Origin of the sequence: Winogradskyella epiphytica (assembly GCF_003217215.1) — a bacterium.
Taxonomy (GTDB): domain Bacteria; phylum Bacteroidota; class Bacteroidia; order Flavobacteriales; family Flavobacteriaceae; genus Winogradskyella; species Winogradskyella epiphytica.
Genome location: NZ_QJTD01000001.1, coordinates 1,152,516 through 1,178,833, shown reverse-complemented (window position 1 = coordinate 1,178,833; position 26,318 = coordinate 1,152,516). Strand labels below are relative to the sequence as shown.

Below are 26,318 nucleotides of genomic sequence, written 5' to 3'. Positions count from 1 at the left end.
TATATTAAGCTTTCGATGTGTTTCTCACTTTTGTCTGATAGAATACGTTTGGTTTAGTACCTATATATTCTAATAAGTGATACATACGATCGTCTTCTTTCAACTCAGTGACTTTACTCTCTTTGTCATTAATATCTCCAAATACCATTGCGCCATTTCCACATGCTGCAGAACAAGCTGTTTGGAACTCACCATCCTTAATTTCACGTCCTTCACGTTTTGCATCAAGAATTGTTTTTTGAGTTTTTTGGATACACATAGAACATTTTTCCATTACTCCACGCGAACGAACTGTGACGTCTGGGTTTAATACCATACGACCTAAATCGTCATTCATGAAGTAGTCAAACTCATCGTTTTGGCTATATTGGAACCAGTTAAAACGACGTACTTTGTATGGACAGTTATTTGCACAGTAACGAGTACCTACACAACGGTTATACGTCATGTGGTTTTGACCTTGACGACCGTGAGCTGTTGCAGCAACAGGACAAACAGTTTCACAAGGTGCGTGGTTACAGTGCTGACACATCACAGGTTGGAATACAACTTGTGGGCTATCTGCTGGATCTTCTAATTCAGCGAACTCACTTAATGAGCTTCCTAAACCAGAAATTCCTTCTTTCTTAGCAATATCCTCAGTAAATGAATCTTCAGACGAGTAGTATCTATCAATACGCAACCAGTGCATATCTCTACTTCTTCTTACTTCAGACTTACCAACAACAGGAACGTTGTTTTCAGCGTGACATGCAATAACACATGCGCCACAACCTGTACAAGCGTTTAGGTCGATTGATAAGTTAAAATGATGACCTACTGAACGGTCAAATTCATCCCATAAATCAACATCCGGAGATGTTACAGGAGTTTCTATATGATTAAGAGAAACTTGTGGAACAGAATTCCAATGCTTCTTATCTTTTGTATTAAATACCTCTAAAGTCGTTTCTTTAATGATATCTCCACGACCCATTAAGGTATTGTGTAACTGAATACAAGCAAATTCATGCTCTCCAGCTACCTTCTTAATGCTCACATTTTGTACAGCATTAAAGTTTTGGTATAATGGGTAGGCATTAACACCAGTTTGCATTTCTTCTTTAAGTCCTGCTTTTCTTCCATAACCAAAAGCCATACCTACTGACCCTTTAGCTTGTCCTGGTTGAATAATTACTGGTACATTAGGAACTGTAACTCCATTTACAGTAACGTCTACATAGCTTCCGTTAAGTCCACCATTCGCAACGTTTTTGTTAATTAAACCTAAATCTTTAGCATCAGCCTTAGAAACGGTAAGGTAGTTATCCCAAGATGTTCTTGTGATTGGATCAGGGAACTCTTGTAACCAAGGGTTATTTGCTTGTTGACCATCACCTAAACCAGTCTTAGTGTAAAGTGACAATTCTAAACCACCAGCCTTTACTGAAGATGCTAGGGCTCTCGCCGCAGTACCACCTGTTAATACTGTTGCAGCTTCTTCATTAGCTTCTTCTACAGTAGCATCGGCCGCATTCTCAACGACGTTATCACTTTTAGCTCCAACAAAGAAACCATCTTGAACTGCTTTATTAAATGACGAACCATTTAATATACCGTTAGTCCAAACTGATTTAATATAATCTCTATAAGACCCAGACGTTTCCGTCCATGCCATTAAGACTTCTTGAAATTGTTTTGTATCGAATAAAGGACGAATTGTAGGCTGCATCATTGAGTAATGACCCGACTTAAATTCGTAATCTCCCCAAGACTCTAAACTATGAGGTGCAGCTGCGATATATTGACATTCTGTCGATGTTTCGTCTTCTTTCATAGAAAACGCAATAGATAGGTCAGTTTTAGATAAACCTTCTTTAAAGTCGGCTGCATTAGGTAACGTATATAATGGATTAACACCATTCATAATCACAGCACCCACTTTACCAGCTTTCATATCAGCTACTAATTGTGTTACTGCTTTATCACTACCTTGTCTTGTTTTTATAGTTGTCTTAGGATCAAAAGCCTTACTTCTTAAGTGCTCATTAATTTCTAAAACAGTCGTTTGTGCATTTACGTCTTGGATACCAGAAACAACTACACCATTACTACCTGCTGCACTTAATTCTTTTGCAGCTGCATTAACAGCTTTATCTAGAGCTTCAGGTAATGTACCTGGAATTGCTACACCAGTTACGTAACTATATAATTTAGCTAAAGCTAATTTTTGCTCACTTGGTGTAATAGGCCAACGTTTATCTGCGTTAGCACCAGTTAATGACATATTAGATTCAAACTGAATATGTCTTGACATTTTTCCATTAGCAGGAACACGATTCTTAGTATAAGCTGAATCGAAACCTCCACCTTGCCAATCTCCTAAGAAATCTGCACCAACAGAAACAATAGTCATCGCTTTAGAAAAGTCGTAATTAGCTAATCCTCTTGAGCCATATTTCGCTTGGTAAGCGTCTAAAGCTGCAGATTCTGAAATCGCATCATAAGTAACGTGATTCACATTACCATATTTTGTTTTGAATTCTGCAATTAATTTATTTGTAGATGGACTTGGCATTGATTGCGTTAAAAACACAATTGGTTTACCATTCAGTCCTTTTAATTTTGTAGTTGTTTCAGACATGAAAGTATCCCAAGAAATTGAAGATCCACCTTTCATAGGCGACTTCACTCTCAGGTTATCATACAACCCTAAAACCGAGGCATTAACTCTGGCATTAGCCACACCATTGGTAGCTGCGTCAGTGTTGTTTTCAATTTTAATAGGTCGTCCCTCTCTTGTCTTCACTAAAATACTAGCAAAATCATATCCGTCTGCAATTGTAGTTGCGTAATAGTTAGCCACACCAGGAACGATCTCTGTAGGCTGCACTATATACGGAATTGATTTAATAACTGGTCCTTCACATGCCGCTAAAGAAGCTGCCGCAGTACTAAAACCAACGTATTTTAAGAAATCACGACGCGTAGTAGACGAAGACTCTAATGATTCTTTATCTCCTAAAAATTCATCTGTAGGAATCTCTTCCACAAACTCATTCTGTTGTAGCGCCTCAACAATCGAGCTATTTTCGTTTAGCTCTTCAACACTTTTCCAGTATTTCTTGTTTGATGACATAGTATTTATTTACGATTTTAGAGTTTTAGACTTCCGCTTTTATGATTAGAGCGTCATCTGTTTTCCAAAATATTTAACTCTTTTCTATTATATATATTTTCTCAATTTTATTGAGACTACACTTTAAATGTTACAGGATTAATAGTGACATTTACCACATTCCAATCCACCCATTTGTGCTACCGTAAGTTTTTCAACTCCATATTTTTTAGATAGCTCCTCGTGAATCTTAGTGTAATATGCATTATCCTTAACTTTCACTTCTGTTTCTCTATGACAGTTAATACACCAGCCCATTGTTAATGTTTCGTGCTGCTTCATAACTTCCATTTCCTCAACAGGACCGTGACAAGTCTGACACTCAATCCCACCTACTTCTACGTGTTGAGAGTGGTTAAAATAAGCAAAATCTGGTAAGTTATGGATTCTCACCCATTTCACAGGTTTAGCTTCCCCCGTATAACCGGTACCATCCCAACCTACAGCATCGTATAGTTTTTGAATTTCAGCGTTATAATCTACACCGTATTCTTGTCCTTCAGCTAAAGTTTCTGGAGCTACTTCTGAAATTGACATATGACAATTCATACATACATTTAAAGAAGGAATTCCTGAAGTTTTACTAACCCTTGCAGAAGAGTGGCAGTACTTACAATCAATACCGTTATCACCAGCGTGAATTCTATGTGAATAATGAATTGGCTGTACTGGTTCGTAACCTTGATCTACACCAACCTGCATAAAGTATCCATATACAAAATAACCACTTGCCAACAAGAAGATGATCGTTGTTACAATGATTAAAAATTGATTTTGAGCGAAAGCTTTCCACAATGGTAATTTTTTATCCTCCTCTGGAATTTCAATACCTTTTGCTTCAGCAAAACGATCTAATGTTTTTCTAACAACGATTAGTGCCATTGCCAATAATCCGAACATTAAAACTAATGCCCCGAGTATAAGGTCATTTGAGATACCACCTTGATCTTGTCCAGCACTTTCTTGAGCACCACCACCTGCAGCAGCAACTGGTTCCGGCTTAGGTTCTGCTGTATAAGCAAGAATATCTGAAATATCTTGATCACTTAACTGTGGAAACGGAGTCATAGGAACTCCATTATGATCGTTAAATGTTTTTACTGCATAAGCATCACCAGCCTTAACTAAAGCAGAACTATTTCTAATCCACGCATTAAGCCATTCTCTATCTAATCCTTGCTCATCAGCTAGTCTTGCTTCTATATTACGCAAAGCTGGACCAGTCATTGGTTTATCTAACCTATGACATGCAGCACAATTGGAATTATAGAGAGACTTCCCCTTTACTGGATCACCTTCCTGAGCCATTAATGAGGTTGAAAACGTAAGCAATAGAACAAAACAAAGACGAGAGATCTTTGTGGTTAAACTACGGTAAATCACCTGTTTCATATTATAAGTTGAATTATCTTCTAAACTTTGGTACGGTTTTTTCATTAAAACTTGAAAAAAGATGTTATAAAAACTCAGGCAAAAGTAACATTTAAAGTGGATTTTAGAAATCTTAGAGAAGTGTTAATATCTAATTTATAACAATTCTAAATAATTATTTTAAAAAGCCATTGTATGATTTTAGTCTGCTTAGATATCGACTGCTTGAAGTGCAATTGATTACATTAAAAAAGTGCATAATAAAACTTATGACTGTTTCGTTGAATAACATACCTTTGTGTAAAATTTGATAATGATGAATTTAAAATTAAAAACCTTATGCCTCGTTATAGTAGGCTCAATAGTCACATTTTCCTTACAAGCCCAGCAAGGAACAGTTAATGTTAGCCAAGATAGCGATATTAAAAAACTATTAGAATATAAGAGAGATATTACTACATCGACCGTTTACAGAATTCAGGTCTATCAAAATGTAGATCCTGATAAAGCTCAACTCGAAAAAAGTAAATTCTTAGAACAATTTAACGAATGGCCAGTAGATATCGTTTGGAACACTCCAAATTACAAAGTTTGGGTAGGTAACTTCTCTACACGATTAGAAGCCGATAGAGCTTGGGCTAAGATAAAAACCAAGTATATGTACGCTATTATCTTTCAGCCTAAAACTGATAAATAAAGCCAGTCGATAGCGTGGATTACACCAACTGTTTAAGGCTTTTTTAAAGCACCATAATATATATCTAGAAGGAAATCCGAATACGATGTACACCCCCTTAAAAAAGGGGCTTAAACTTTAAAATCTTAGATTATTTACCGAGAATTAAATCATAAAAAAAACCGACAATCACTTGTCGGTTTTTTATTTATAATAATGAAGTTTTTATTTCAACTTTTTCTTTACTTCTACTTCTTGGAATGCTTCTACAACATCACCTTCTTCGATGTCGTTAAAGTTTTTAAACTGCATACCACAATCATAGCCTTTAGATACTTCTCTAACATCATCTTTAAATCGTTTTAGAGATGTTAATTCACCTGTGTGAACTACAACACCATCTCTAATGATTCTAATACCAGAGTTTCTAAAGATTTTACCATTCATAACCATACAACCTGCAATGTTTCCAACTTTAGAAACTTTAAAGATTTCTCTGATTTCCGCAGTTCCAGTAACTTCTTCTTTGACCTTTGGAGATAACATACCTTCCATAGCGTCCTTAAGATCGTTAATTGCTGCATAGATAATAGAGTAAGTTCTGATATCAATTTCTTCTTTATCAGCAATCATTCTCGCATTACCTACCGGTCTTACATTAAATCCTACAATAATCGCATCTGAAGCTGTTGCTAAAAGCACATCACTTTCGGTAATAGCACCAACGCCTTTATGAATAATATTCACTTGAATTTCTTCAGTAGATAATTTTTGGAATGAATCTGTTAATGCTTCAACAGAACCATCCACATCACCTTTAAGAATGATATTAAGCTCTTGGAAGTCTCCAAGTGCAATACGTCTTCCAATTTCATCAAGTGTAATATGTCGTTGCGTTCTTACAGATTGCTCACGTTGTAACTGCGTACGTTTAGTCGCAATTAATTTCGCTTCACGCTCGTCTTCAAAGACGTTAAACTTATCACCAGCTTGTGGTGCTCCATCTAAACCAAGAATAGAAACAGGAGTTGATGGACCTGCCGACTCCACATCGTGGCCACGCTCATCTTGCATAGCTTTTACTTTACCACTATTCTTTCCTGCTAGGACATAATCACCAACTTTTAACGTACCTGCTTGTACTAAGATGGTTGACACATACCCTCTACCTTTATCTAAGTATGCTTCTACAACAGTACCGCTAGCATCTTTATTTGGATTCGCTTTTAATTCTAATAATTCAGCTTCAAGTAATACTTTTTCAAGTAATTCTTTAACACCAGTACCTACTTTTGCAGAAATATCATGAGATTGTATTTTACCACCCCAATCTTCTACCAATAGGTTCATTTGTGCCAACTGTTCTTTTACCTTTTCAGGATTTGCTGTAGGCTTATCAATTTTGTTAATCGCAAACACTATTGGAACTCCTGCTGCTTGAGCGTGAGCAATAGCTTCTTTTGTCTGTGGCATTATGGCGTCGTCTGCCGCTACCACAATAATAGCAATATCGGTGACTTGAGCACCACGTGCACGCATCGCTGTAAAGGCCTCGTGACCTGGAGTATCTAAGAAGGCCATTTTTTGACCATTATCTAGTTGAACCCCGTAAGCTCCGATATGCTGTGTAATTCCACCAGACTCACCAGCGATTACATTTTCTTTACGTATATAATCTAATAACGACGTTTTACCGTGATCGACATGCCCCATTACTGTTACGATAGGCGCTCTAGGCACTAAGTCCTTTGGATCGTCTTCTACAACTTTAATGGATTCTTCAATATCGGCTTTTATAAACTCTACATCGAAACCAAATTCATCAGCAACAATAGTTAATGTCTCTGCATCCAATCTTTGGTTCATGGTTACCATCATACCTAAAGACATACATGCCGAAATCACTTGAGTTACCCCAACTTCCATCATTGTAGCCATTTCACTTACGGTAACAAACTCAGTTACCTTCAGCGTTTTACTTTCTGCTGCTGCTATTTCTTGATCAATTTCCGTTTGTTGACGGTGCTGATCTCTTTTATCTCTACGGTACTTAGCTCCTTTGCCTTTGTTGGACTTTCCTTGAAGCTTTTCTAAAGTTTCACGGATTTGCTTTTGTACATCCTCTTCACTAGGCTCTTCTTTAACCACTTTAGGTCGCGCTGCGCCACCTCTAGGTTTCTGTCCACCTCTTCTATTATCGAAATTTGGTTTAGATCCAGTATTTCCACCTTTACTAATTCTACGTCTCTTACGTTTGTTAGCATCGGTACTACTAGATTTATCTTCCTTCTTTTTCTTTGGTTTATTAAACTGAGATAAATCAATTTTTTGACCTGTTGCTTTAGGACCAGACAGTTTTTGATATTTTGTCTTTAAAGTCTCTTCTACAGGTTCATTTGAAGTTGTTTCTGCCTCTTCTTTTTTAGGTTCCTCTTTCTTAGTATCTGCCTTTTTAGGCTCTTCCTTCTTAGGTTCCTCTTTTTTCTTAGGTTCTTCTTTAGCTTTTACAGTTTCAGACTTCTCAGACTTCTCAGTTTTTTCAACCTTTTCAGTGGTTTTAACTGGTTCCGTCTTTTTAACTTTCTTAGGTTCTTCTTTAACCTTTTCAGTTTTTTCCTCGGTCTTTTCAACCTTAGGAGTTTCTTTAACTTCAGGCGCTTTAGGAGCTTCTTTCTTCTCCTCTTTTCCTTTATTATCTAAGTCAATTTTACCAACTTGCTTAGGCCCACTAAGTTCTACCTTAGCTTTAACCACAGCTTCTCTTTCCGCTCTTAGTCTTTCTTTTTCCTCTTGCTCGCGTTCTCTTTGCAAGCGAAGCTCTTCTTTCTCCCTAAGTTTAGCCTCACTGACTTCTTGAGCTTTTTCACGCTTAGATGCATCTGTTTGGAACTCATCTGAAAGCGTTTTATAAACCTCTTGGGAAATTTTAGTATTAGGACTTTTCTCAATTTCGAAACCTTTGGATTCTAAAAAATCCACAGCACGGTCTATTGAGATATTTAATTCTCTTAATACTTTATTTAATCTTGTTGTTTGAGCCATAAATTGCCTGTAAAATACTTAAATATATGTTATACCTATTTAACTTCAAAATGATTTATAAAAAACCATTCTCAATTAAAAAGATATTATTCTTCAAATTCTTCTTTTAAAATCCTAATCACATCTAGGATAGTTTCTTCTTCTAAATCTGTACGCTTCACTAAATCAACAACATCCTGCTCTAAGATACTTTTAGCAGTATCTAAACCAGCTTTACTGAATTCAGCTATAATCCAACCTTCAATCTCATCTGAGAATTCTTTTAACTCTACATCTTCCTCTGCACCTTCTCTGAATACATCGATTTCATAACCAGTTAATTGACCAGCCAAACGAATGTTATGACCACCTCTACCAATTGCTTTTGAAACTTCCTCAGGTTTTAATAAAACCTCTGCACGCATATTCTCTTCATCTAATTTTAAAGATGTAACACGCGCTGGACTTAAAGCTCTTGTTACAAAAAGTTGAATATTGTTAGTATAGTTGATTACGTCAATATTCTCATTTCCTAACTCACGTACAATACCGTGGATTCTAGATCCTTTCATCCCCACACAAGCTCCAACAGGATCAATTCTATCATCATAAGAATCTACTGCTACTTTTGCTTTTTCGCCAGGGATACGTACTACTTTTTTAACCGTAATTAAACCATCGAATACTTCTGGTATTTCTTGTTCGAATAATTTCTCTAAGAATACCGGTGAAGTTCTAGACATAATAATAGCCGGCTTACTTCCTTTTAATTCGACACTTTCAATAATTCCTCTTACGTTTTCTCCTTTTCTGAAGAAATCTGAAGGAATTTGTTTGTCTTTAGGTAGGATAATTTCATTTCCATCATCGTCTAGCAAAATGATTGCTCTGTGACGAATATGATGAACTTCTGCTGTATAAATCTCACCTTCAAGCTCTTTAAAGTGCTTATAAATGTTTGTATTATCGTGTTCGTGAATTTTAGAAATTAAGTTCTGTCTTAATGCTAAGATTGAACGTCTTCCTAAATCGATTAACTTCACTTCTTCTGCTACATCCTCTCCAACTTCAAAATCAGGCTCTATTTTTTGAGCTTCTGATAAGGCAATTTCTTGATTTGGTTCTTCAACCTCACCATCTGCAACAACTATACGATTTCTCCAAATCTCTAAATCCCCTTTATCAGGGTTTATAATAATATCAAAATTATCATCATCACCATACTTCTTCTTCAATGCATTACGTAACACATCCTCAAGAATTGCCATTAGCGTAACTCTATCTATTAATTTGTCGTCTTTAAATTCTGAAAATGATTCAATTAACGCTACATTTTCCATATTTGATATGTATTAAAATTTTATTTTAACTTTTGCTTCTTTAATATTGTCAAACCTAACAGTTTCTGTTTTTGTCACTGTTACTTTGCCTTTTCCAACAGGCTTAGGTTCTCTTGCCTTCCAGCTGATTACCACATCCTCTTCGTTCACTTCTTTTAGCTCACCTTCAAAATCATGACCATCTAAGGTTGAAATTTCTAAGTTTCTGCCAACATGCTTATGATATTGTCTAGGTAAGGTTAAGGGGGTTGCTGCTCCAGATGATAACACTTCTAAAGAAAAATCATGCTCATCTCTATCTATATTATGCTCAATAGCTCTACTAATAAACATACAGTCTTCTACTAAGACCCCTTCATCCCCATCAATTACAATTTTTATTGCGTTATCTCCTGAGAGTGAAAAATCTATAAGAAACAGGTCTTTTCTCTCTTCTAATGCGGCTTGTAATAAGTCTTCAACTATTTTCTTAAACATGTAATGATATAAAAAGAGAGGACTTTTCGTCCTCTCGCTTATTTATTTTTAGTAAACAACGGTGCAAATATACGATTTTAAATTAATTTTCCCAAGCATCCTATTATGGATTTAATTTCTTAAATTTATAGGACTAACACAAATCAACCAAAATGAAGAGAATTTTAGTACCCACAGATTTTTCCGAACAAGCCGAAAACGCCTTAAAAGTTGCTGCCATATTAGCTAGAAAGCACAATTCTGAGATTTACCTTTTGCATATGATGGAAATTCCCATGCAACATACAGATCCGGCAAATTCACATAGCGATATTCCTGAAGCCTTATTTTTTATGAAATTGGCAAGGAAAAAATTTGAAGACTTAATGTCTCAAGATTATTTAAAAGGCATTCCTGTTCATGAATCTTTGAAAGCCGACATTACATTTAACGAAATAAAAGATTCGTGTAAAGAATTTAATATTGATTTAATTGTCATGGGGTCTCACGGCGCCACTGGACTTAAAGAAATGTTTGTAGGCTCTAATGCCGAAAAAGTGGTAAGAACGTCTGATGTTCCTGTATTAGTTATTAAAAACGCCCATGATAATTTTGAAGTCTCTGATTTTGTTTTTGCCTCCGATTTTAAAAACGACAGTAAAGAAACTTATAAACAAGCTGTAGCGTTTGCACAAGCCTTTGACGCGAAAATTCATTTAGTCCTAGTGATTACTTCTAGTAATTTTATGACCACACATGAAGCAGAAACTAGAATTAACGATTTTATCTCTGGACAAAAATTTGATTATTATACCATTACCATTCACAACGATTATACCGTTGAACAAGGAATTTTAAATGTTTCAAAAGATTTAAACGCCGATTTAATTGGAATTAGCACACATGGAAGACAAGGCATTGCTCACTTTTTAAATGGCAGTATCAGTGAAGATTTAGTCAACCACGCTAATCGTCCGGTGATCACTTTTAAGATTTAAGTGTCTTTAACAATTCACGCGCACTACGCTAAATCGCTCATCAACAAATAGTTATATAAAATAAAAAATCCTAATCAAGTATTTATGATTAGGATTTTTTTGTTGGCCTACTAGGGCTCGAACCTAGACTCTTCTGGACCAAAACCAGACGTGTTGCCAGTTACACCATAGGCCAATCTCTCAAATTGAGGGTGCAAATTTAATACAAAGTTTCATTTGAACAAAAAATAAACACAAAATTTTTGAAAAATATTAACCTTAACTTAAAAAGGTAGGGGTTTGTGTAAAAAATAGTAAATTCGCCTGCATTATTAAGCAAGGTTTTTATGACAGATTTTAACTTTAAAAAGTGGAACAACATTCTAGGATGGCTTGTTTTTACAGTGGCATTTGTAGTTTACGCTCTTACTATTGAACCTACTGTTAGTTTTTGGGATGCAGGCGAGTATATTCTAACCTCATCAAAATTACAGGTAGGGCATCCACCAGGAGCTCCTTTGTTTCAGATGTTGGGCGCATTTTTCTCCATGTTTGCCTTAGAACCTTCACAAATTGGTATGATTATGAACATGATGAGTGGTGTGGCTAGTGCCTTCACTATACTTTTTATGTTTTGGACCATCACCTTGCTTCTTACAAAACTTACCAAATATGACGAGAGCAACTCTTCAGGGAAAGCTTATGCTATTTTAGGTAGTGCTTTAGTTGGTAGTTTAGCTTTTATATTTACAGATACTTTTTGGTTTAACGCTGTTGAAACGGAAGTTTATGCCATGGCGACTATGATTATGGCTATCATGTTCTACTTAGCCTTGCGTTGGGAACGAGACATGGATAATGCTAGAGGAAATCGTTGGTTGATTTTAATTGCCTTTGTCATTGGACTGTCTTTTGGTGTTCACTTTATGGGATTATTAACCATTCCAGCAATAGGTTTGATTTATTATTTTAAGAATTATAAAACGATCACCGTTCAAAATTTCATCATAGCGAATATTGCGTCAGCTGCAATTCTTCTCTTTATATTTAAATTATTATTACCAACCACATTAAAACTCTTCGGAAACTTTGAAGTGTTTTTTGTGAACTCAATGGGTATGCCTTTTAATTCAGGAACCATTATCGCCGGACTATTAGTTATTGCCTTGTTCTATTTTGGATTGAATTACACACGTAAAAAAGGCCTTATTCATGCCAACACTTTGGTGCTTAGCTTAATGTTTATTTTTATCGGGTTCTCTTCTTGGACGATGTTACCTATTCGTGCGAATGCTAATGTAGTTATCAACGAAAACAATCCATCGGATGCTAGAGAGCTTCTTGCATATTACAATTTAGAGCAGTACCCTGAAACGCATTTATTTTACGGACCTTTATTTACAGAGGTTTATTCTGGCGCAGACAAAGATGAACCTTTTATAGATGATAAAAAGAATTACGAGCGCGACGAAGAACTAGGCAAATACGTTATTATTAACGATTGGGAAAAGAGTAAACAAAATTACAATCACGAGCACGCTTCTATACTTCCAAGAATGTGGAGTGCCGAACATGCTCAAAACTACATGATGTTTACCGGGTTAATTGACTTTAAAGTTAATCCTGCGATTCAAACACGCGTTTATAACGATGCCTTAAGTGCTGGCTTAACAGAAGAACAAGCTGGACAATATGCGCTGCAAGAAAAACAACAATTAGATCAGATTGTAAATGATTTTAGAATGCGTGTGATGCGTGGTGAGGTTGATTACGACGATTATAATCAATTCCTAAAACGTTACGGACAGCAGTATTTAATTATAGAGAAGCCTTCTTTTATAGATAACATTATGTATATGTTCCAATATCAATTTGGCTATATGTACTGGCGTTATTTTATGTGGAATTTCACAGGGAGACAAGATGATATTCAAGGACGATACAATCATAAAAATGGCAACTGGATATCTGGAATTAACTTTATTGACGCTATGCATTTAGGAGTCTCACAAGATAATTTACCAACAGATGTTTTAGAAAATAAAGCCAGAAATACGTATTACTTCCTACCATTAATTTTAGGACTCCTTGGGTTCTTCTTTTTAATGTTTTCTGATCTCAAACGCTTTTGGGTACTGTTAGTATTCTTTTTACTTACTGGTATTGCAATTCAATTTTATACTAATGTAAGACCATTTGAGCCAAGAGAACGTGATTATTCCGTAGTAGGGTCTTTTTATGTATTTGCGATTTGGATAGGCTTTGGTGTCTATGCGATTTATGATTTCTTAAAGACACGAGTAAAAACAAAACTTTTAGCACCACTTATCACTTTAGCCTGTATTATTATTGTACCAGGTATTTTAGCGGCTAATAACTGGGATGATCACGATCGTTCAGGAAAGTACACCACCAATTCAATGGCTCGAAAATATTTAGAGTCCTGTGCACCAAATGCGATTTTATTTACCATTGGAGATAATGATACTTTCCCATTATGGTATTTACAAGAAATTGAAGGTGTACGTACCGATGTACGCGTGGTGAATACGAGTTTGTTCCAAACCGATTGGTATATCGATCAGATGAAGCGGAAAGCTTATGAAAGTGATCCTATTCCGTCTCAATTAACCCATAAACAATACCGTGGCGGAACAAGAGATGTTATAATTAGACGAGAAATCACAGACGACACTTTATCTATTGATTACTTTGTTGATTTCATATCAAGTGATAAACCTAATACGAAATTTAAATATGTGGCTGAAAGACAAGGTGAAGACCCAAATGGATACCCTAGACATATTTTGAATTCTAATTATTTCCCATCAAGAAACATTAGTATTCCTGTAAATAAAGAAATGGTTCTAAAAACCGGCTTAGTAAAACCTAAGGATGCCGATAAAATTGAAGATCATTTATTTATGGAGATTGAAGGTTCTTATATCTACAAGAATCGTCTGTTAATGTTAGATATCCTTGCTAATAATAATTGGGAACGACCAATTTATTTTACAGGAGGTGCATTTGGAGCTGATGACTATATTTGGTTAAAAGACTATTTACAGTTGGATGGTATGTGCTACAAACTAGTACCAATTAAAACACCTGTAGATAGAGCCAATCCGTATGATATGGGTCGTGTTGATTCTGAGCTTATGTATGACATGGTGAAGAATTGGGAATGGGGCGGAAGTAAAGAAGACATCTACCACGATATTGAAACCCGAAGAAATGGTATTACTTATAGAGGAAACTTAGCACGTTTAATAGAGCAGTTACTCAATGAGGACCAATTAGACAAGGCGGAAGAAATTGCAGATATTGCTATGGAGAATATGCCTGTAGATAAGTTTGGATTCTATTCTCTACTCGAGCCATATGTGAGTGCTTACTACGAAGTAGGTAATATTGATAAAGGACGTGCTTTGTATAAAGAAGTTGCTAAAAAATATCAAGAAAACTTAACTTATTATGGTGGTTTAGATATAGAGCAGCAAAAGAATTTAGTATTCGAGGACATCTATATGGATATTCAGCGTTACCGATCTCTGATAGATATTTTAGTGATCCATAACGACAGAGACTTTGCCCTTGAAGAAACTAAGCGATTTAACAATTATCTGACTTTATTTGATGCGCTGATGGAACAACCAATGGAAGAAGAGGAAATGCCATTAGATGCTGATATCTACGAAGCTCTAAAAGACACGATTGAAAAAATTGCTCCTGAGAATTAAATGGCTATGAAGATTATTCCAGCTAAGACGCCAGGCTTTGTTAAGACAATGTTCCCTAATTTTATCTGGAGTATTCCTACCCATAAAAAGGAACTATATCTCACTTTTGATGATGGCCCCACTCCGGAAATTACGGATTGGGTGCTGTCTACTTTAAAGACGTATAATGCCAAGGCGACTTTTTTCTGTATTGGCAATAATATAGAAAAGCATCCAGACATTTTTCAACGCCTATTAGACGATGGGCATACCGTAGGCAATCATACCTATAATCATTTATTAGGTTGGAAACATACCACTAAGGCCTATGTTGAAAGTGTTGAAAACACGCAGCAGCTCATCAACTCAAAAACCAACCCTACTTATCAGAAACTTTTTAGACCACCTTATGGGAGGTTTAGAAACAAGCAAATTCGAAGAATTCGCAATTTAGGCTATAAGATCATCATGTGGGATGTATTATCCTTTGATTGGGATAAGAATGTATCTGAAGCGTCTTGTCTAGAAAAGGTCACTTCAACAGCAAAAGAAGGTAGTATTATTGTATTTCACGATAGTGTAAAAGCCTCTCGCAATTTAAAATATGCACTTCCAAAGGTATTGGACTATTATAGTGTAAAGGGTTACGAGTTTAAGAAACTGTAGATCTGAATGAATTACCCTGTTCTTAATGACGTTTTGTAATTGCTAAAAAGTGTATTTCTTAGAGCTTTATACTTGCGAAAGTAGTCCTCATTTAGACATATTCTAAAATGATATTGATTAAGGTATTAGCATCTTGTCCACCACTATGCCTCCATTTCATCTCACCATTTTTGTAGATTATTAAAGTAGGCAGCCCTTTTATGCGTAGAGCTTCAGCCAGATCTTTATTTTTATCGACATCGATTTTAATCACTCTGGCTTTATCGCCTAATGCAGCCGCCACATCCCGTAATACGGTATGCATCGCCACAGACTGATCGTTCTCTTCCGTGTAGAAGTCCAAAAGCACTGGAATTTCAACATCTATTAATTCCCCAAATTTTGACATACGTTATAATTTTAGTCAAATAAAAAATGCCCATTAACCATCTCACATTCGTGACTATAATGGTTAGTAGTTCAATTCTTATATCATAAAAATAAACAATTCTTTACAATTACGCACTTTTAGTCCCTTTTTTGAGCTCAATCACCGTAATTTCAGGCCATATACCCACACGTCCTGGGTAACCTAAATAGCCAAAACCTCTATTAACGTTAATGTATTGTCCCATTTCTTTATAGATACCCGCCCAGTGTTTGTAGCGCCATTTTGCAGGACTCCATTTCACCCAACCTGGAATTTCTATGCCGAATTGCATCCCATGGGTATGTCCACTTAAAGTCAAGTGAAAATGTTTAGGATCTTTTAAAACTTCAGCTTCCCAATGGCTTGGATCGTGGGTTAGTAGTATTTTAAAATCATCCGGTTGAATTTGTGATGTGGCTTTTTCTAAATCACCTGCTTTTTTAAAACCACCTTTTCCCCAATTCTCAACGCCAACTAATGCTAATCGTTGCCCCTCTTTTTCTAGATAGCGACTTTCATTGAGCAGTAGGTCGAAACCAATTTCTTTTTGAATTCCTATTAACTCTTCTAAGTTTTTTTGTTTTGCTTCGGCTGACTCCCAATCGACATAATCACCATAGTCGTGATTACCTAAGACAGAGAATTTACCATCTTTAGCTTTCAATCGGCCAAAAGTTTCCTTCCAAGGCCTCATTTCTGAAGCTTTATTGTTTACCATATCTCCTGTAAACATTAAGACATCAGACTTCTGCTCATTAATTAAATTGATTGCGTATTCTATCTTTTCTTTATCGTCAAAACTTCCGGAATGGACATCACTGATTTGAGTGATTTTATAACCATCAAAGGCTTCTGGTAAGTCTTCAAAATGAAGGACGTACCTCAACACTCTAAAATTGTACTTCCCTTGGTACATCCCATATAATAAAGACGAAAATGGAATAGCCGCTAAGCCTAAAGCAACTTGACTCACAAACTTTCTACGCGAGGGCATATAGAAGGACTTATCCTTTTTTAAGCCTTTCTTATATAAGCCAAAGCTTCCTCTAATAATGTCTTCACCAACTAAGAACGGCAGTAGTACTAAGTTAAAAGCCATAAAAGCTAATACAAACCCAAAAGCATAACTTTTACCCGGTGTTAAAACCCGTCCTGCATCACCTGAAGCAAATTGAAATACAAGATTTCCAGCTATCAATATGGCCATCCCAAAAAACACATAGTATATCCATGTTTTCTTAGTTACTCGTTTTATAGCTTGAAAACCGTAAACCGTAAGTAGTATATAAAGTATAGCAAATATTGCCCAACGCATCATATCATAAATTTATAGTTGCAAATTTACGGATATGCCAGGGCGACTTATCTTATGAAAGTGTTAAACATTTGATAGTAAAGGGGTCAGGAATGACCTAAAACCATTTAATGGTTATGCGCGCTAAGGTTTCTTTTAGACCAGAGTAAGGCGGAAATAACAATTCTGTCACTCCAAATGTATGTTGTTTCATTACAGCGCGTTCATTACTAAACGATTTGAAGCCAAAGAATCCATGACTCTTCCCTATTCCGCTATTGTTGACTCCTCCGAAAGGCAATTCGTGATTAGCGTAATGCAAGATGCTATTATTAATACAGGTACCTCCTGCTCTGGTATTATCGATTATTCTATTGGTATTGGATTTACTCTTACTATATATATAAAGCGCTAATGGTCGTGGTTTAGAGTTGATATAAGCAATGGCCATATCCAAACTCTTATAAGTGACTATAGGTAGAATAGGTCCGAATATTTCTTCTTCCAATAATGAAGACTCAGGGTCTAAGTCGGAAATAATAGTTGGTTCGATATACCTTGATTCCGAATCGGTTTGACCACCTACTTCAAACTTAGCCTTTTCACTTTTTGCATTTTCGAGATGTGTGTTTAATCTTTCAAAATGTTTATCCGTTACAATACGTGCATAAGATTCGGATGTTTTAGAATTATCATTATAAAAATTGCTCAACCATTTTTTACAGGCTGCAATAAATTTGTCTTTAATAGCCTCATCTACCAAGACATAATCTGGCGCCACGCATATCTGTCCGCAGTTTAAAAATTTAGCCCACAGTATTTTCTTTGCTGCTTTATCGAGGTCAGCGGTTTTATCAACTACTGTTGGCGACTTTCCACCTAACTCTAAGGTCACTGAAGCCAAATGCTTAGAGGCCGCTTTCATTACAATTTTACCCACATTAGGTGATCCTGTGAAAAAGATATGATTAAAAGGGAGTTTTAGTAATTCGGTAGAGGCTTCGACCTCACCTTGCACGACGGCAACCTCATCTTCGGAAAATATATCAGCTACTATTTTTGCCATTAATTCCGAACAGTTTGGCGTCATTTCAGAAGGCTTAATAATAGCCGTATTTCCTGCAGCAATTGCTGACACCAACGGCCCGAATGTTAGATTAAAAGGAAAGTTCCACGGTGAAATAATTAGGCAGACCCCTTTAGGTTCATATTTAATGTACGAACTAGACCCTATTAAAGACAATGGTGTTCCTACGCGTTGCTTTCGCATCCATCGGTACAAGTTCTTCTTCGCAAATTTTATATCTCCTATAATGGCATAGACTTCTGTAAGTTCCGATTCTACCGTAGGTTTCCCTAAATCCTTTTTCAGAGCCTCATGAATTTGTGTTCTATAGGTAACTTCAATGGCGCGCTGCAGTTTATCTAAAGTTTTAAAACGTTCTTTAAATGTTCTATTTCCTACTGCAAATTGATTTTCGTTCTGTTTCGAAAACAACTCGAAGTATGGATTATCTCTATAATCATTCATAATTTATCACTATTTATAAGCCTTATTGGCTCATCTTATGTATTTCGTCGACACCTTCTGCTAAACTCTAGTTTTCAAGCTTTTGAATTGATCATTCATCAAATCTATCTATGTATTTAAAGGGCCATCAAGCCATTTTGTGCATTTCATCGATATTTTTTACGAGGTAGTTCCCCTTAACCGTTTATCGAATGGTTTCATCTAAATTATTCTTGTATCTATTCTATCTATTGTTTCTTTGAGTCGAAGTTAAAACAAAATACCAATTTCTGATTATGAAAAAAAGTTTAATTATCATATTATTTTTAACGCTTTCACTAGGAGCCTACGCTCAGGAGGAAGTTGTAAACGCCAATGATACTGAACTTAATGAAACAACGACATCAGAAAAATTAGAGCTTGAACCAGTTCGTATTTCTGCTGAAGTTAAGGCGAAAATTTTAAGGATGAATCGTAAAAAGAGTAATGAGATTATCAGTATTAAAGCTTATAGAAAAAGCCTTCAGATTAAAGTAAAAACTACGAAGCTTTGTTAATAAGCGATACACCCTATATTTTAGACAAAAAAGCCGGAACTTGAGTTTCGGCTTTTTTATTTAAAGGCCATTTCACTCTTCATTAATTATGAAAGTATTCATTTGCAATTCTTCCGAAGATATGGGTTAAAATACAGCGGCCGTTTCTCCTATTTTTTCAACACATTCCATTTTTTCCTTATTCGGAGTCACTTCGGAGTCACTTCGGAGTCACCTCAGAGTCACCATGAAGTATCCATGAAGTATCCATGGAGTATCCATGGAGTATCTATGGAGTATCTATGGAGTATCTATGGAAGATTAGGCCTTCTCAATTAAAGCATCACAATATTGGCAAAAACACCTTCAAAAATCAGCTTATGTTTTTCATATAAAGGAATTAAATAAATCGCAGTGAAGCCTTCAAAAATTCTAAAGGTCTAATAAGTTTTTCGTAGCTTTGAAATCCTTTCAAAACTTATACAATGTCAGACCAAAAACGTCTTTTTTTAGTAGATGCTTACGCTCTTATTTTCCGTGGTTACTACGCTTTTATAAAAAATCCAAGAATTAACTCTAAAGGAGAAGATACCTCAGCCATTATGGGCTTTATGAATTCGCTTTTAGATGTGATAAAACGCGAACGCCCAGATCATTTGGCAGTTTGTTTTGACAAAGGCGGAAGTGCCGATAGGGTGGAGATGTTTGAAGCCTATAAAGCGAACCGAGATGAAACTCCTGAAGGTATAAAAACGGCTGTTCCGTATATTATGGAGATTTTGAAAGCCATGCATATTCCTATCATGGTGAAGGAAGGTTATGAAGCCGATGATGTGATTGGAACTTTATCGCGACAAGCCGAAAAAGAAGGTTTTAAAACCTATATGGTGACTCCGGATAAGGACTTTGCCCAATTGGTCACAGAGAACACGTTTATGTACCGCCCTGTTTTTGGAGGAGGTTATGAAACTTGGGGTATTCCTGAAGTTCAAAAGAAGTTTGAAGTAGAAGATCCTTTACAGGTGATTGATTTCTTGGGGATGATGGGTGATTCTTCCGATAATATTCCAGGACTCCCTGGTGTGGGTGAAAAAACCGCAAAGAAGTTTCTCAAGCAGTTTGGCAGTATGGAGAACCTTTTAGCGAGTACCGATCAGCTCAAAGGAAAAATGAAGGAAAAGATTGAAGCCAATAAAGAGCTGGGCTTACTTTCTAAGCAATTAGCCACTATTATGCTAGATGTTCCTGTGGAGTTTTGCGCTAAAGACTTTGAATTATCTGAACCAGACATTCCGAAGGTGACTGAGATTTTTCAAGAATTAGAATTCCGACGATTAATTGATAATTTCAATAAGACTTTTGCTGTAGATAGAGACGAAGCCTCTTCGGCATCGGCTACAACCACAAGTTCAAGTTCGACTTCAACCTCAGCTTCAACCTCAAGTTCAAGTTCTAAAGCCGGAGAAGGTCAGTTTTCGCTTTTCGGAAGTCCGGATGCTAGTGCACCAGGTGCTGACACGGTTTCAGAATTCACCCGTAAAACCGCCGAAACCACATCTCATTTTTATCAAAGTGTCGCTTCAGGCATGGCAACGACCTTATTTGTTAAGAATTTAATGAATCAAACTTCGGTATGTTTTGATACGGAAACCACAGGACTTAATCCGCTTACGGCCGAATTGGTGGGTATTGCTTTTTCATGGGAAGTGGGCAAAGGTTTTTATGTGCCTTTCCCTGAAGACCGCGATGAAGCCCAAGAATTAATTGAAGTTTTACGACCATTTTTCGAAAGTGAAGCCATTGAGAAAGTCGGCCAAAATTTAAAATACGATATTAAAGTTCTCGCCAAGTATAATATTAAAGTGAAGGGAAAACTCTTCGACACGATGTTAGCGCATTATTTGATTAATCCAGATATGCGACACAATATGGATGTATTGGCAGAAACCTATTTAAACTATACACCAATTCCTATTACGGACTTACTCGGCAAAAAAGGCAAGAATCAATTGTCTATGCGAGAGGTGCCTTTAGAGCAACAAACCGAATATGCGGTAGAAGATGCCGATATCACACTTCAGCTCAAAGAACATTTTGAAAAGGAGTTAGGCGAAGCCAATACGCAGAAGTTATTTGATGAGATTGAAATTCCGCTGTTACGTGTGTTAGCCGCTATGGAGTTGGAAGGGATTAATTTAGACACCTACTTTTTAAATTCGTTATCAGAGGCACTTAATAACGATATTGCCCATCTTGAAAAGAGCATTTACGAAGCTGCAGGCGAAGAGTTCAATATTGCTTCACCAAAGCAGTTGGGTATTGTGTTGTTTGAGAAGATGAAATTGGTAGATAAGCCTAAAAAGACCAAAACCGGTCAGTATGCCACAGGAGAAGATATTTTATCTTACCTGGCCAAAGACCACGAGATTATTCGACATATTTTAGAATACCGAGGACTGGCTAAATTGAAGAGTACTTATGTTGATGCTTTACCACTTCAGGTTGAAGCTTTGACAGGACGCGTTCATACCGATTATATGCAAACGGTTGCAGCGACGGGACGTTTAAGTAGTAACAATCCTAATTTACAAAACATTCCGATTCGTACGGAACGTGGCAGACAAGTTAGAAAGGCCTTTATCCCAAGAAGTGAAGAATACACCTTGCTCGCTGCCGATTATTCGCAGATAGAATTACGTATAATAGCCGCTTTAAGCGAAGAGGAAACCATGATTGAAGCCTTTAAGAATGGTGAAGATATTCACGCCTCTACCGCTTCTAAGGTGTTTAATGTGCCTTTGGCCGAAGTTACCAGAGAGCAACGTAGTAATGCCAAAACGGTAAACTTCGGAATTATCTATGGGGTTTCTGCTTTCGGACTAAGCAACCAAACCGATTTATCGCGTAGCGAAGCCAAAGATTTGATTGACACTTATTACGAGACCTATCCGAAACTAAAAGCTTATATCAGTAAGCAAGTGGATTTTGCTAGAGATCATGGCTATGTAAAAACGGTTTTAGACAGAAGGCGTTATTTAAAAGATATTAACTCTAGAAATGCTGTAGTTCGTGGTGCTGCCGAGCGTAATGCGGTAAACGCACCCATACAAGGAAGTGCCGCAGATATTATTAAGGTTGCCATGATTCATATTTATAATAAGCTAGAAGCTGGCAATTATAAAACCAAAATGCTTTTACAAGTACATGATGAATTGGTTTTTGATGTGTATAAACCAGAACTGGAAACCATGAAAACGCTGATTAAAACCGAAATGGAAAATGCCTTTACCCTAGATGTTCCTTTAGATGTAGAAATGGATGTAGGAGTGAATTGGTTGGAGGCGCATTAAATCTAATATTTTGGACGGTACCCTAGAAAGGTCAGGCTATCCGTTGCAAGACCTCGTTCTTACCTCACTGTCTGCTTTCCACTACTTTCCCTAACGCAAATAAATATGGTGAATAATTTTGAAACTATAGTTACCTCACTTTTTAATTTGAAAAAAAATTAATGTTTTCATGCGTTTAACACTTAAAATTTGAAAAACTTACTACTTATACTTCTTTTAATATACTACATCATGCTCTTTTGCTGATTAAATGAAATAGAAAATCACAAAGACAAGGCCTGACACTGCATTTTGCCACAAAATTAACAAAACTAAACTTTATTAAAAGGTGACTCATAGTCCGTTGTAATAAACACAACATCAGACTAAATTTGATTTTATATTTTTTTCAAATTATATGAGTATTAACAAAAAAATTGGCAAGCGCATACTTGCACTTAGAAAAATCCAAAACCTATCGCAAGAAGCTTTGGCGCACAGGGCTAATGTTGATAGAACCTATATTACTGGCGTAGAAACGGGAAAACGAAATGTAACCGTTAGGGTCTTAGAGAGAATAATTCACGCTCTAGAATCAAACTTTGGAACTTTTTTTAATGATAAAGTGTTCCTAGATGAAAAATAAATTTAAGTTTATTGACCTTTTTGCTGGAATTGGTGGTTTTCACATAGCTATGCATGAAAATGGAGGAGAATGTGTTTTTGCTTCAGAATTGGACAAGTTTGCGAGAATTACTTATGAGGAAAATTTTAAAGAAATATCTCCTGAAATTTTTAAGAATGGAAATTTCAATATTGATATAACAGACCCAGAATTGAACTACAATGAAATTCCTGAATTCGATATTTTATGTGCAGGATTTCCATGTCAACCTTTCTCTAACGCAGGATTAAAAAAAGGATTCGAAGATACTCGTGGCACATTGTTTTTTAATATTCAAGAGATTATACACTCCAAAATTAAAGCTAATAAAAAAGATAAAACTGTAAAAGTCCCTAAGGTAATTTTATTAGAAAACGTAAAAGGTTTTAAAAACCATGACAAAGGCAAAACCTTTGAAACTATTGAAAGAATTCTAAATAGAATGGACTACCATGTTAGCTCTGAGATACTTAATAGCAAATATTTTGGAGTTCCTCAAAACAGAGAAAGAATTTTTATTGTGGCTTGGCATAAAAAGCAAATAAAAGCAAAAGAATTTAATTTTCCATTTGGTTTAGATGAAGAGAACAAAGTAATATTTGATAAAAGTAAACGCGAAGAACTAGCAAAAAAAACAAAACTTGGGGATATTCTTCTTACAAACACTCAACTAAAAAAGCTAGAACTGAAAGCTAATAAAACTTATACAATTTCAGATAAGTTATGGACAGGTCACAAAAGAAGGAAAAGAGAACATGCAATTAAAGGTAATGGTTTTGGATACTCTTTATTTAACAAAACCTCAAAATACACAAGTACTATTTCAGCTAGATATTATAAAGATGGAAGTGAAATACTTATTGAGCAGAAAAACATAAAAGATAGAGATGATAGACCTAGAAAACTTCACCCTATAGAAGCAGCAAGGTTGCAAGGATATCCTATAAATGATTGGTATAAAATACCTGTTTCAGACAATCAAGCATATAAGCAATTTGGAAATAGTGTTTCCGTTCCAGTTGTAAAAACACTTACGAATGAAATTTTAAAACAATTATTAAATAATGACAAATAATTTATTAGATTTTTCACAATTTGAAAATACCGATTCGAAATTTACAGCTGAACTTGAAAAAAGAGGTGGTAATATTACATTTAGTAATTCGGGAAAAGGAGGAAATAAAAAATACTTCAATTTGAGTTTAGACTCATTTTTGAATTGTTTAAAAGACATAAAAAATAATATTTCAGAATTTGTAGGACATGAAGGTTATGTTGAGCGAGATTGGAGAGATTTAGGTAGTCAATTTTTTAATGATGGTCCAGCAAATGCACAAATAACTGTCCAAACAAAACCAATGTTTACTACTTTGAGTAAGATAATTATGTGGGCAAATTCCCCACTTTTAAAGGATATTGACCCTGAACAATATATTAATCTTGAAATTTCTAAAATAGAACTTGCTATTACTAAACTTGACGAACTAACTGATAAATTTAAACCTGTCACTTCCAATGAAAGTGAAGAAGCACAAATTTCCTCAAATTCAATAAGAGATTTTTCATTAATGGTTTTTAAACATTTTTATAAAGATAATTGGGAAGCTGTATTGAGTGAATCACAAACGAAGAATTCAACTATAAAAGGAAAAGAGTATATAATTTATGACCATGATTGGTTCAAAAATCTTATAGGTAAATTTGACAAACCTCAAAATAAGGAATCACTATCATCTGCAAATACTATTCGATTTTTTGAAGAACCAATTTATATTAAAGATGATAAGTATTACTATTTTACAACGCAGTGGAATGCAAATGGCGAATACAATCTATCCTTCAAAAATTTAAAAAATTTCATCGAAAATAGATTTCCTAGTTACATACTTCTACAAGATGGCAAGACCTTTATCCTAACTTTAAAAGGAAATTGCAAACCTAAAATAACACAAATAAAATTTGATTCTGAATCCTTTCAAGAAGCGTGCAAAAACTCAGGCTTAATCTACAAACCTGAACTAATAACAAGATACATCGCCTCATTAACAACAAAACCATTTGTATTATTAAGTGGTTTGTCTGGTTCTGGTAAAACTAAACTGGCAGAAGCTTTTGCAAAATGGATATGTGAGAGTGATGAACAATACACGTTAATACCTGTTGGTGCAGATTGGACTAATAGAGAGCCACTTTTAGGTTATGTAAATGCTTTAGATAATAAAGAATATATTTTACCAGAAAATGGTGCTTTAAAATTACTAATTGAAGCAAATAATGAAGTCAACAAGGATAAACCTTATTTTCTCATTCTAGACGAAATGAACTTAAGTCATGTAGAACGTTATTTTGCAGACTTTTTAAGCGTCATGGAATCTAAAAATGAATTTAAATTACATAGTACAAAAACTAATTTAAATAGTAATGACATTGAAGGCTTTGAAAACGCAATTGAAGTACCAAATGCACTTACTTGGCCTAAGAACTTATATGTAATTGGCACTGTAAATATAGACGAAACTACGTATATGTTTAGCCCAAAGGTTTTAGATAGAGCAAATGTGATTGAGTTTAGAGTTAGCGATACAGATTTGAATGATTATTTTGAATCTGTGATTCCGCTAGACATGAAGAAGCTTTTAGATGATGAAACAAAAATAGGTTTAGGAGCTCAATTTGGAAAAGATTTTGTTTTGAAATCTAATGAAGAAATAGACGAAGAGACAAAGAAAACAAGAAATAAAAATCTTGAAAAATTAAATACGGAATTAAAAGAATTTTTTAGTGCACTACAAGATGTAGGAGCTGAATTTGGTTATAGAACAGTTAGTGAAATACAAACATTGTTTGAGCAGATAGAAAGCATTAATCCTAATTTAAAGAAAATAGATCTCTTTTCTAATGTTTACCCAATAAATGACAACTTTAAAATTGACGTAGCAATTATGCAAAAATTACTTCCAAAATTGCATGGTAGCAGAAATAAATTAGTAGGCGTTTTAAAGGTATTAGCCACTTTATGTTATGATCGAGATTTATCAAAAGCATTTAATGATGAACAAAAAAGAGACATATTTACTAATACCGATAAAATAGAAGCAAAAGTAATTTATCCTATTTCTCTTAATAAAATAACACGTATGTACAACAATGTTATAGCCAATGGCTTTACTAGTTATGCAGAAGCATAGTAATC

17 protein-coding genes and 1 tRNA gene are annotated in these 26,318 nt (G+C 35.4%); 9 read left to right on the top strand and 9 right to left on the bottom strand.

Features of this window, described 5'->3' with window-relative positions:
- Nucleotides 1-4: 4 nt before the first annotated feature.
- Nucleotides 5-3,118 carry a TAT-variant-translocated molybdopterin oxidoreductase gene (locus DFQ11_RS05130; protein WP_110474749.1) on the bottom strand — a complete coding sequence of 1,038 codons (3,114 nt, stop codon included), beginning with the start codon at nt 3,116-3,118 and terminating at the stop codon, nt 5-7.
- 138 nt (nt 3,119-3,256) lie between these two features.
- The gene (locus DFQ11_RS05125) at nt 3,257-4,549 is read right to left on the bottom strand and encodes a c-type cytochrome (RefSeq protein ID WP_110474833.1); all 1,293 of its coding nucleotides are present in this window, start codon (nt 4,547-4,549) and stop codon (nt 3,257-3,259) included.
- A 292-nt stretch (nt 4,550-4,841) separates the two neighbouring features.
- Between DFQ11_RS05125 and DFQ11_RS05120 the strand changes: the two genes are divergently transcribed.
- Nucleotides 4,842-5,225 carry an SPOR domain-containing protein gene (locus DFQ11_RS05120; RefSeq protein ID WP_110474748.1) on the top strand — a complete coding sequence of 128 codons (384 nt, stop codon included), beginning with the start codon at nt 4,842-4,844 and terminating at the stop codon, nt 5,223-5,225.
- A gap of 204 nt (nt 5,226-5,429) precedes the next feature.
- Here the strand turns inward: DFQ11_RS05120 and infB are convergent, their stop codons facing one another.
- The 3 genes from infB to rimP all read right to left on the bottom strand — a co-directional run bounded on the left by infB (nt 5,430) and on the right by rimP (nt 10,042).
- Nucleotides 5,430-8,246: a translation initiation factor IF-2 gene (gene infB, locus DFQ11_RS05115; protein WP_110474747.1), complete on the bottom strand. Its 2,817-nt coding sequence runs from the start codon at nt 8,244-8,246 to the stop codon at nt 5,430-5,432.
- An 86-nt stretch (nt 8,247-8,332) separates the two neighbouring features.
- Nucleotides 8,333-9,565, bottom strand: a complete 1,233-nt coding sequence (gene nusA / locus DFQ11_RS05110) for a transcription termination factor NusA (RefSeq protein WP_110474746.1) — start codon at nt 9,563-9,565, stop codon at nt 8,333-8,335.
- A 12-nt stretch (nt 9,566-9,577) separates the two neighbouring features.
- Nucleotides 9,578-10,042 (bottom strand): ribosome assembly cofactor RimP, encoded by a 465-nt coding sequence (gene rimP / locus DFQ11_RS05105; protein ID WP_110474745.1) that lies wholly within the window; start codon nt 10,040-10,042, stop codon nt 9,578-9,580.
- A 152-nt stretch (nt 10,043-10,194) separates the two neighbouring features.
- On the opposite strand from rimP, the gene DFQ11_RS05100 reads away from it, so the two are divergent.
- Nucleotides 10,195-11,019 (top strand): universal stress protein, encoded by an 825-nt coding sequence (locus DFQ11_RS05100; RefSeq protein WP_110474744.1) that lies wholly within the window; start codon nt 10,195-10,197, stop codon nt 11,017-11,019.
- 102 nt (nt 11,020-11,121) lie between these two features.
- Here the strand turns inward: DFQ11_RS05100 and DFQ11_RS05095 are convergent.
- Nucleotides 11,122-11,194 (bottom strand) — tRNA-Gln (locus tag DFQ11_RS05095).
- Nucleotides 11,195-11,345: 151 nt separating this feature from the next.
- Between DFQ11_RS05095 and DFQ11_RS05090 the strand changes: the two genes are divergently transcribed.
- On the top strand, nt 11,346-14,738 hold the full coding sequence (locus DFQ11_RS05090; protein WP_110474743.1) for a glycosyltransferase family 117 protein: 3,393 nt from the start codon (nt 11,346-11,348) through the stop codon (nt 14,736-14,738).
- Between the two features lie 6 nt (nt 14,739-14,744).
- The gene (locus DFQ11_RS05085; RefSeq protein WP_110474832.1) at nt 14,745-15,383 is read left to right on the top strand and encodes a polysaccharide deacetylase family protein; all 639 of its coding nucleotides are present in this window, start codon (nt 14,745-14,747) and stop codon (nt 15,381-15,383) included.
- Between the two features lie 91 nt (nt 15,384-15,474).
- On the opposite strand, the gene DFQ11_RS05080 is transcribed toward DFQ11_RS05085, so the two are convergent.
- The 3 genes from DFQ11_RS05080 to DFQ11_RS05070 all read right to left on the bottom strand — a co-directional run bounded on the left by DFQ11_RS05080 (nt 15,475) and on the right by DFQ11_RS05070 (nt 18,617).
- Nucleotides 15,475-15,771 (bottom strand): thioredoxin family protein, encoded by a 297-nt coding sequence (locus DFQ11_RS05080; RefSeq protein ID WP_110474742.1) that lies wholly within the window; start codon nt 15,769-15,771, stop codon nt 15,475-15,477.
- 109 nt (nt 15,772-15,880) lie between these two features.
- Nucleotides 15,881-17,110: a metallophosphoesterase gene (locus DFQ11_RS05075; protein WP_110474741.1), complete on the bottom strand. Its 1,230-nt coding sequence runs from the start codon at nt 17,108-17,110 to the stop codon at nt 15,881-15,883.
- A gap of 94 nt (nt 17,111-17,204) precedes the next feature.
- Nucleotides 17,205-18,617, bottom strand: a complete 1,413-nt coding sequence (locus tag DFQ11_RS05070; protein ID WP_110474740.1) for an aldehyde dehydrogenase family protein — start codon at nt 18,615-18,617, stop codon at nt 17,205-17,207.
- 275 nt (nt 18,618-18,892) lie between these two features.
- Here DFQ11_RS05070 and DFQ11_RS05065 point away from each other — a divergent pair, with 275 nt between their 5' ends.
- The 5 genes from DFQ11_RS05065 to DFQ11_RS05045 all read left to right on the top strand — a co-directional run bounded on the left by DFQ11_RS05065 (nt 18,893) and on the right by DFQ11_RS05045 (nt 26,313).
- The gene (locus DFQ11_RS05065) at nt 18,893-19,153 is read left to right on the top strand and encodes a hypothetical protein (protein ID WP_110474739.1); all 261 of its coding nucleotides are present in this window, start codon (nt 18,893-18,895) and stop codon (nt 19,151-19,153) included.
- Nucleotides 19,154-19,617: 464 nt separating this feature from the next.
- Nucleotides 19,618-22,482 (top strand): DNA polymerase I, encoded by a 2,865-nt coding sequence (polA, locus tag DFQ11_RS05060; protein WP_110474738.1) that lies wholly within the window; start codon nt 19,618-19,620, stop codon nt 22,480-22,482.
- A 397-nt stretch (nt 22,483-22,879) separates the two neighbouring features.
- Nucleotides 22,880-23,107 carry a helix-turn-helix domain-containing protein gene (locus tag DFQ11_RS05055; RefSeq protein WP_110474737.1) on the top strand — a complete coding sequence of 76 codons (228 nt, stop codon included), beginning with the start codon at nt 22,880-22,882 and terminating at the stop codon, nt 23,105-23,107.
- On the top strand, nt 23,097-24,200 hold the full coding sequence (locus DFQ11_RS05050; RefSeq protein ID WP_110474736.1) for a DNA cytosine methyltransferase: 1,104 nt from the start codon (nt 23,097-23,099) through the stop codon (nt 24,198-24,200). The genes DFQ11_RS05055 and DFQ11_RS05050 overlap by 11 nt, the downstream gene beginning before the upstream one ends.
- Nucleotides 24,190-26,313 carry an McrB family protein gene (locus tag DFQ11_RS05045; protein ID WP_110474735.1) on the top strand — a complete coding sequence of 708 codons (2,124 nt, stop codon included), beginning with the start codon at nt 24,190-24,192 and terminating at the stop codon, nt 26,311-26,313. The genes DFQ11_RS05050 and DFQ11_RS05045 overlap by 11 nt, the downstream gene beginning before the upstream one ends.
- The last annotated feature ends 5 nt before the right edge of the window (nt 26,314-26,318 follow it).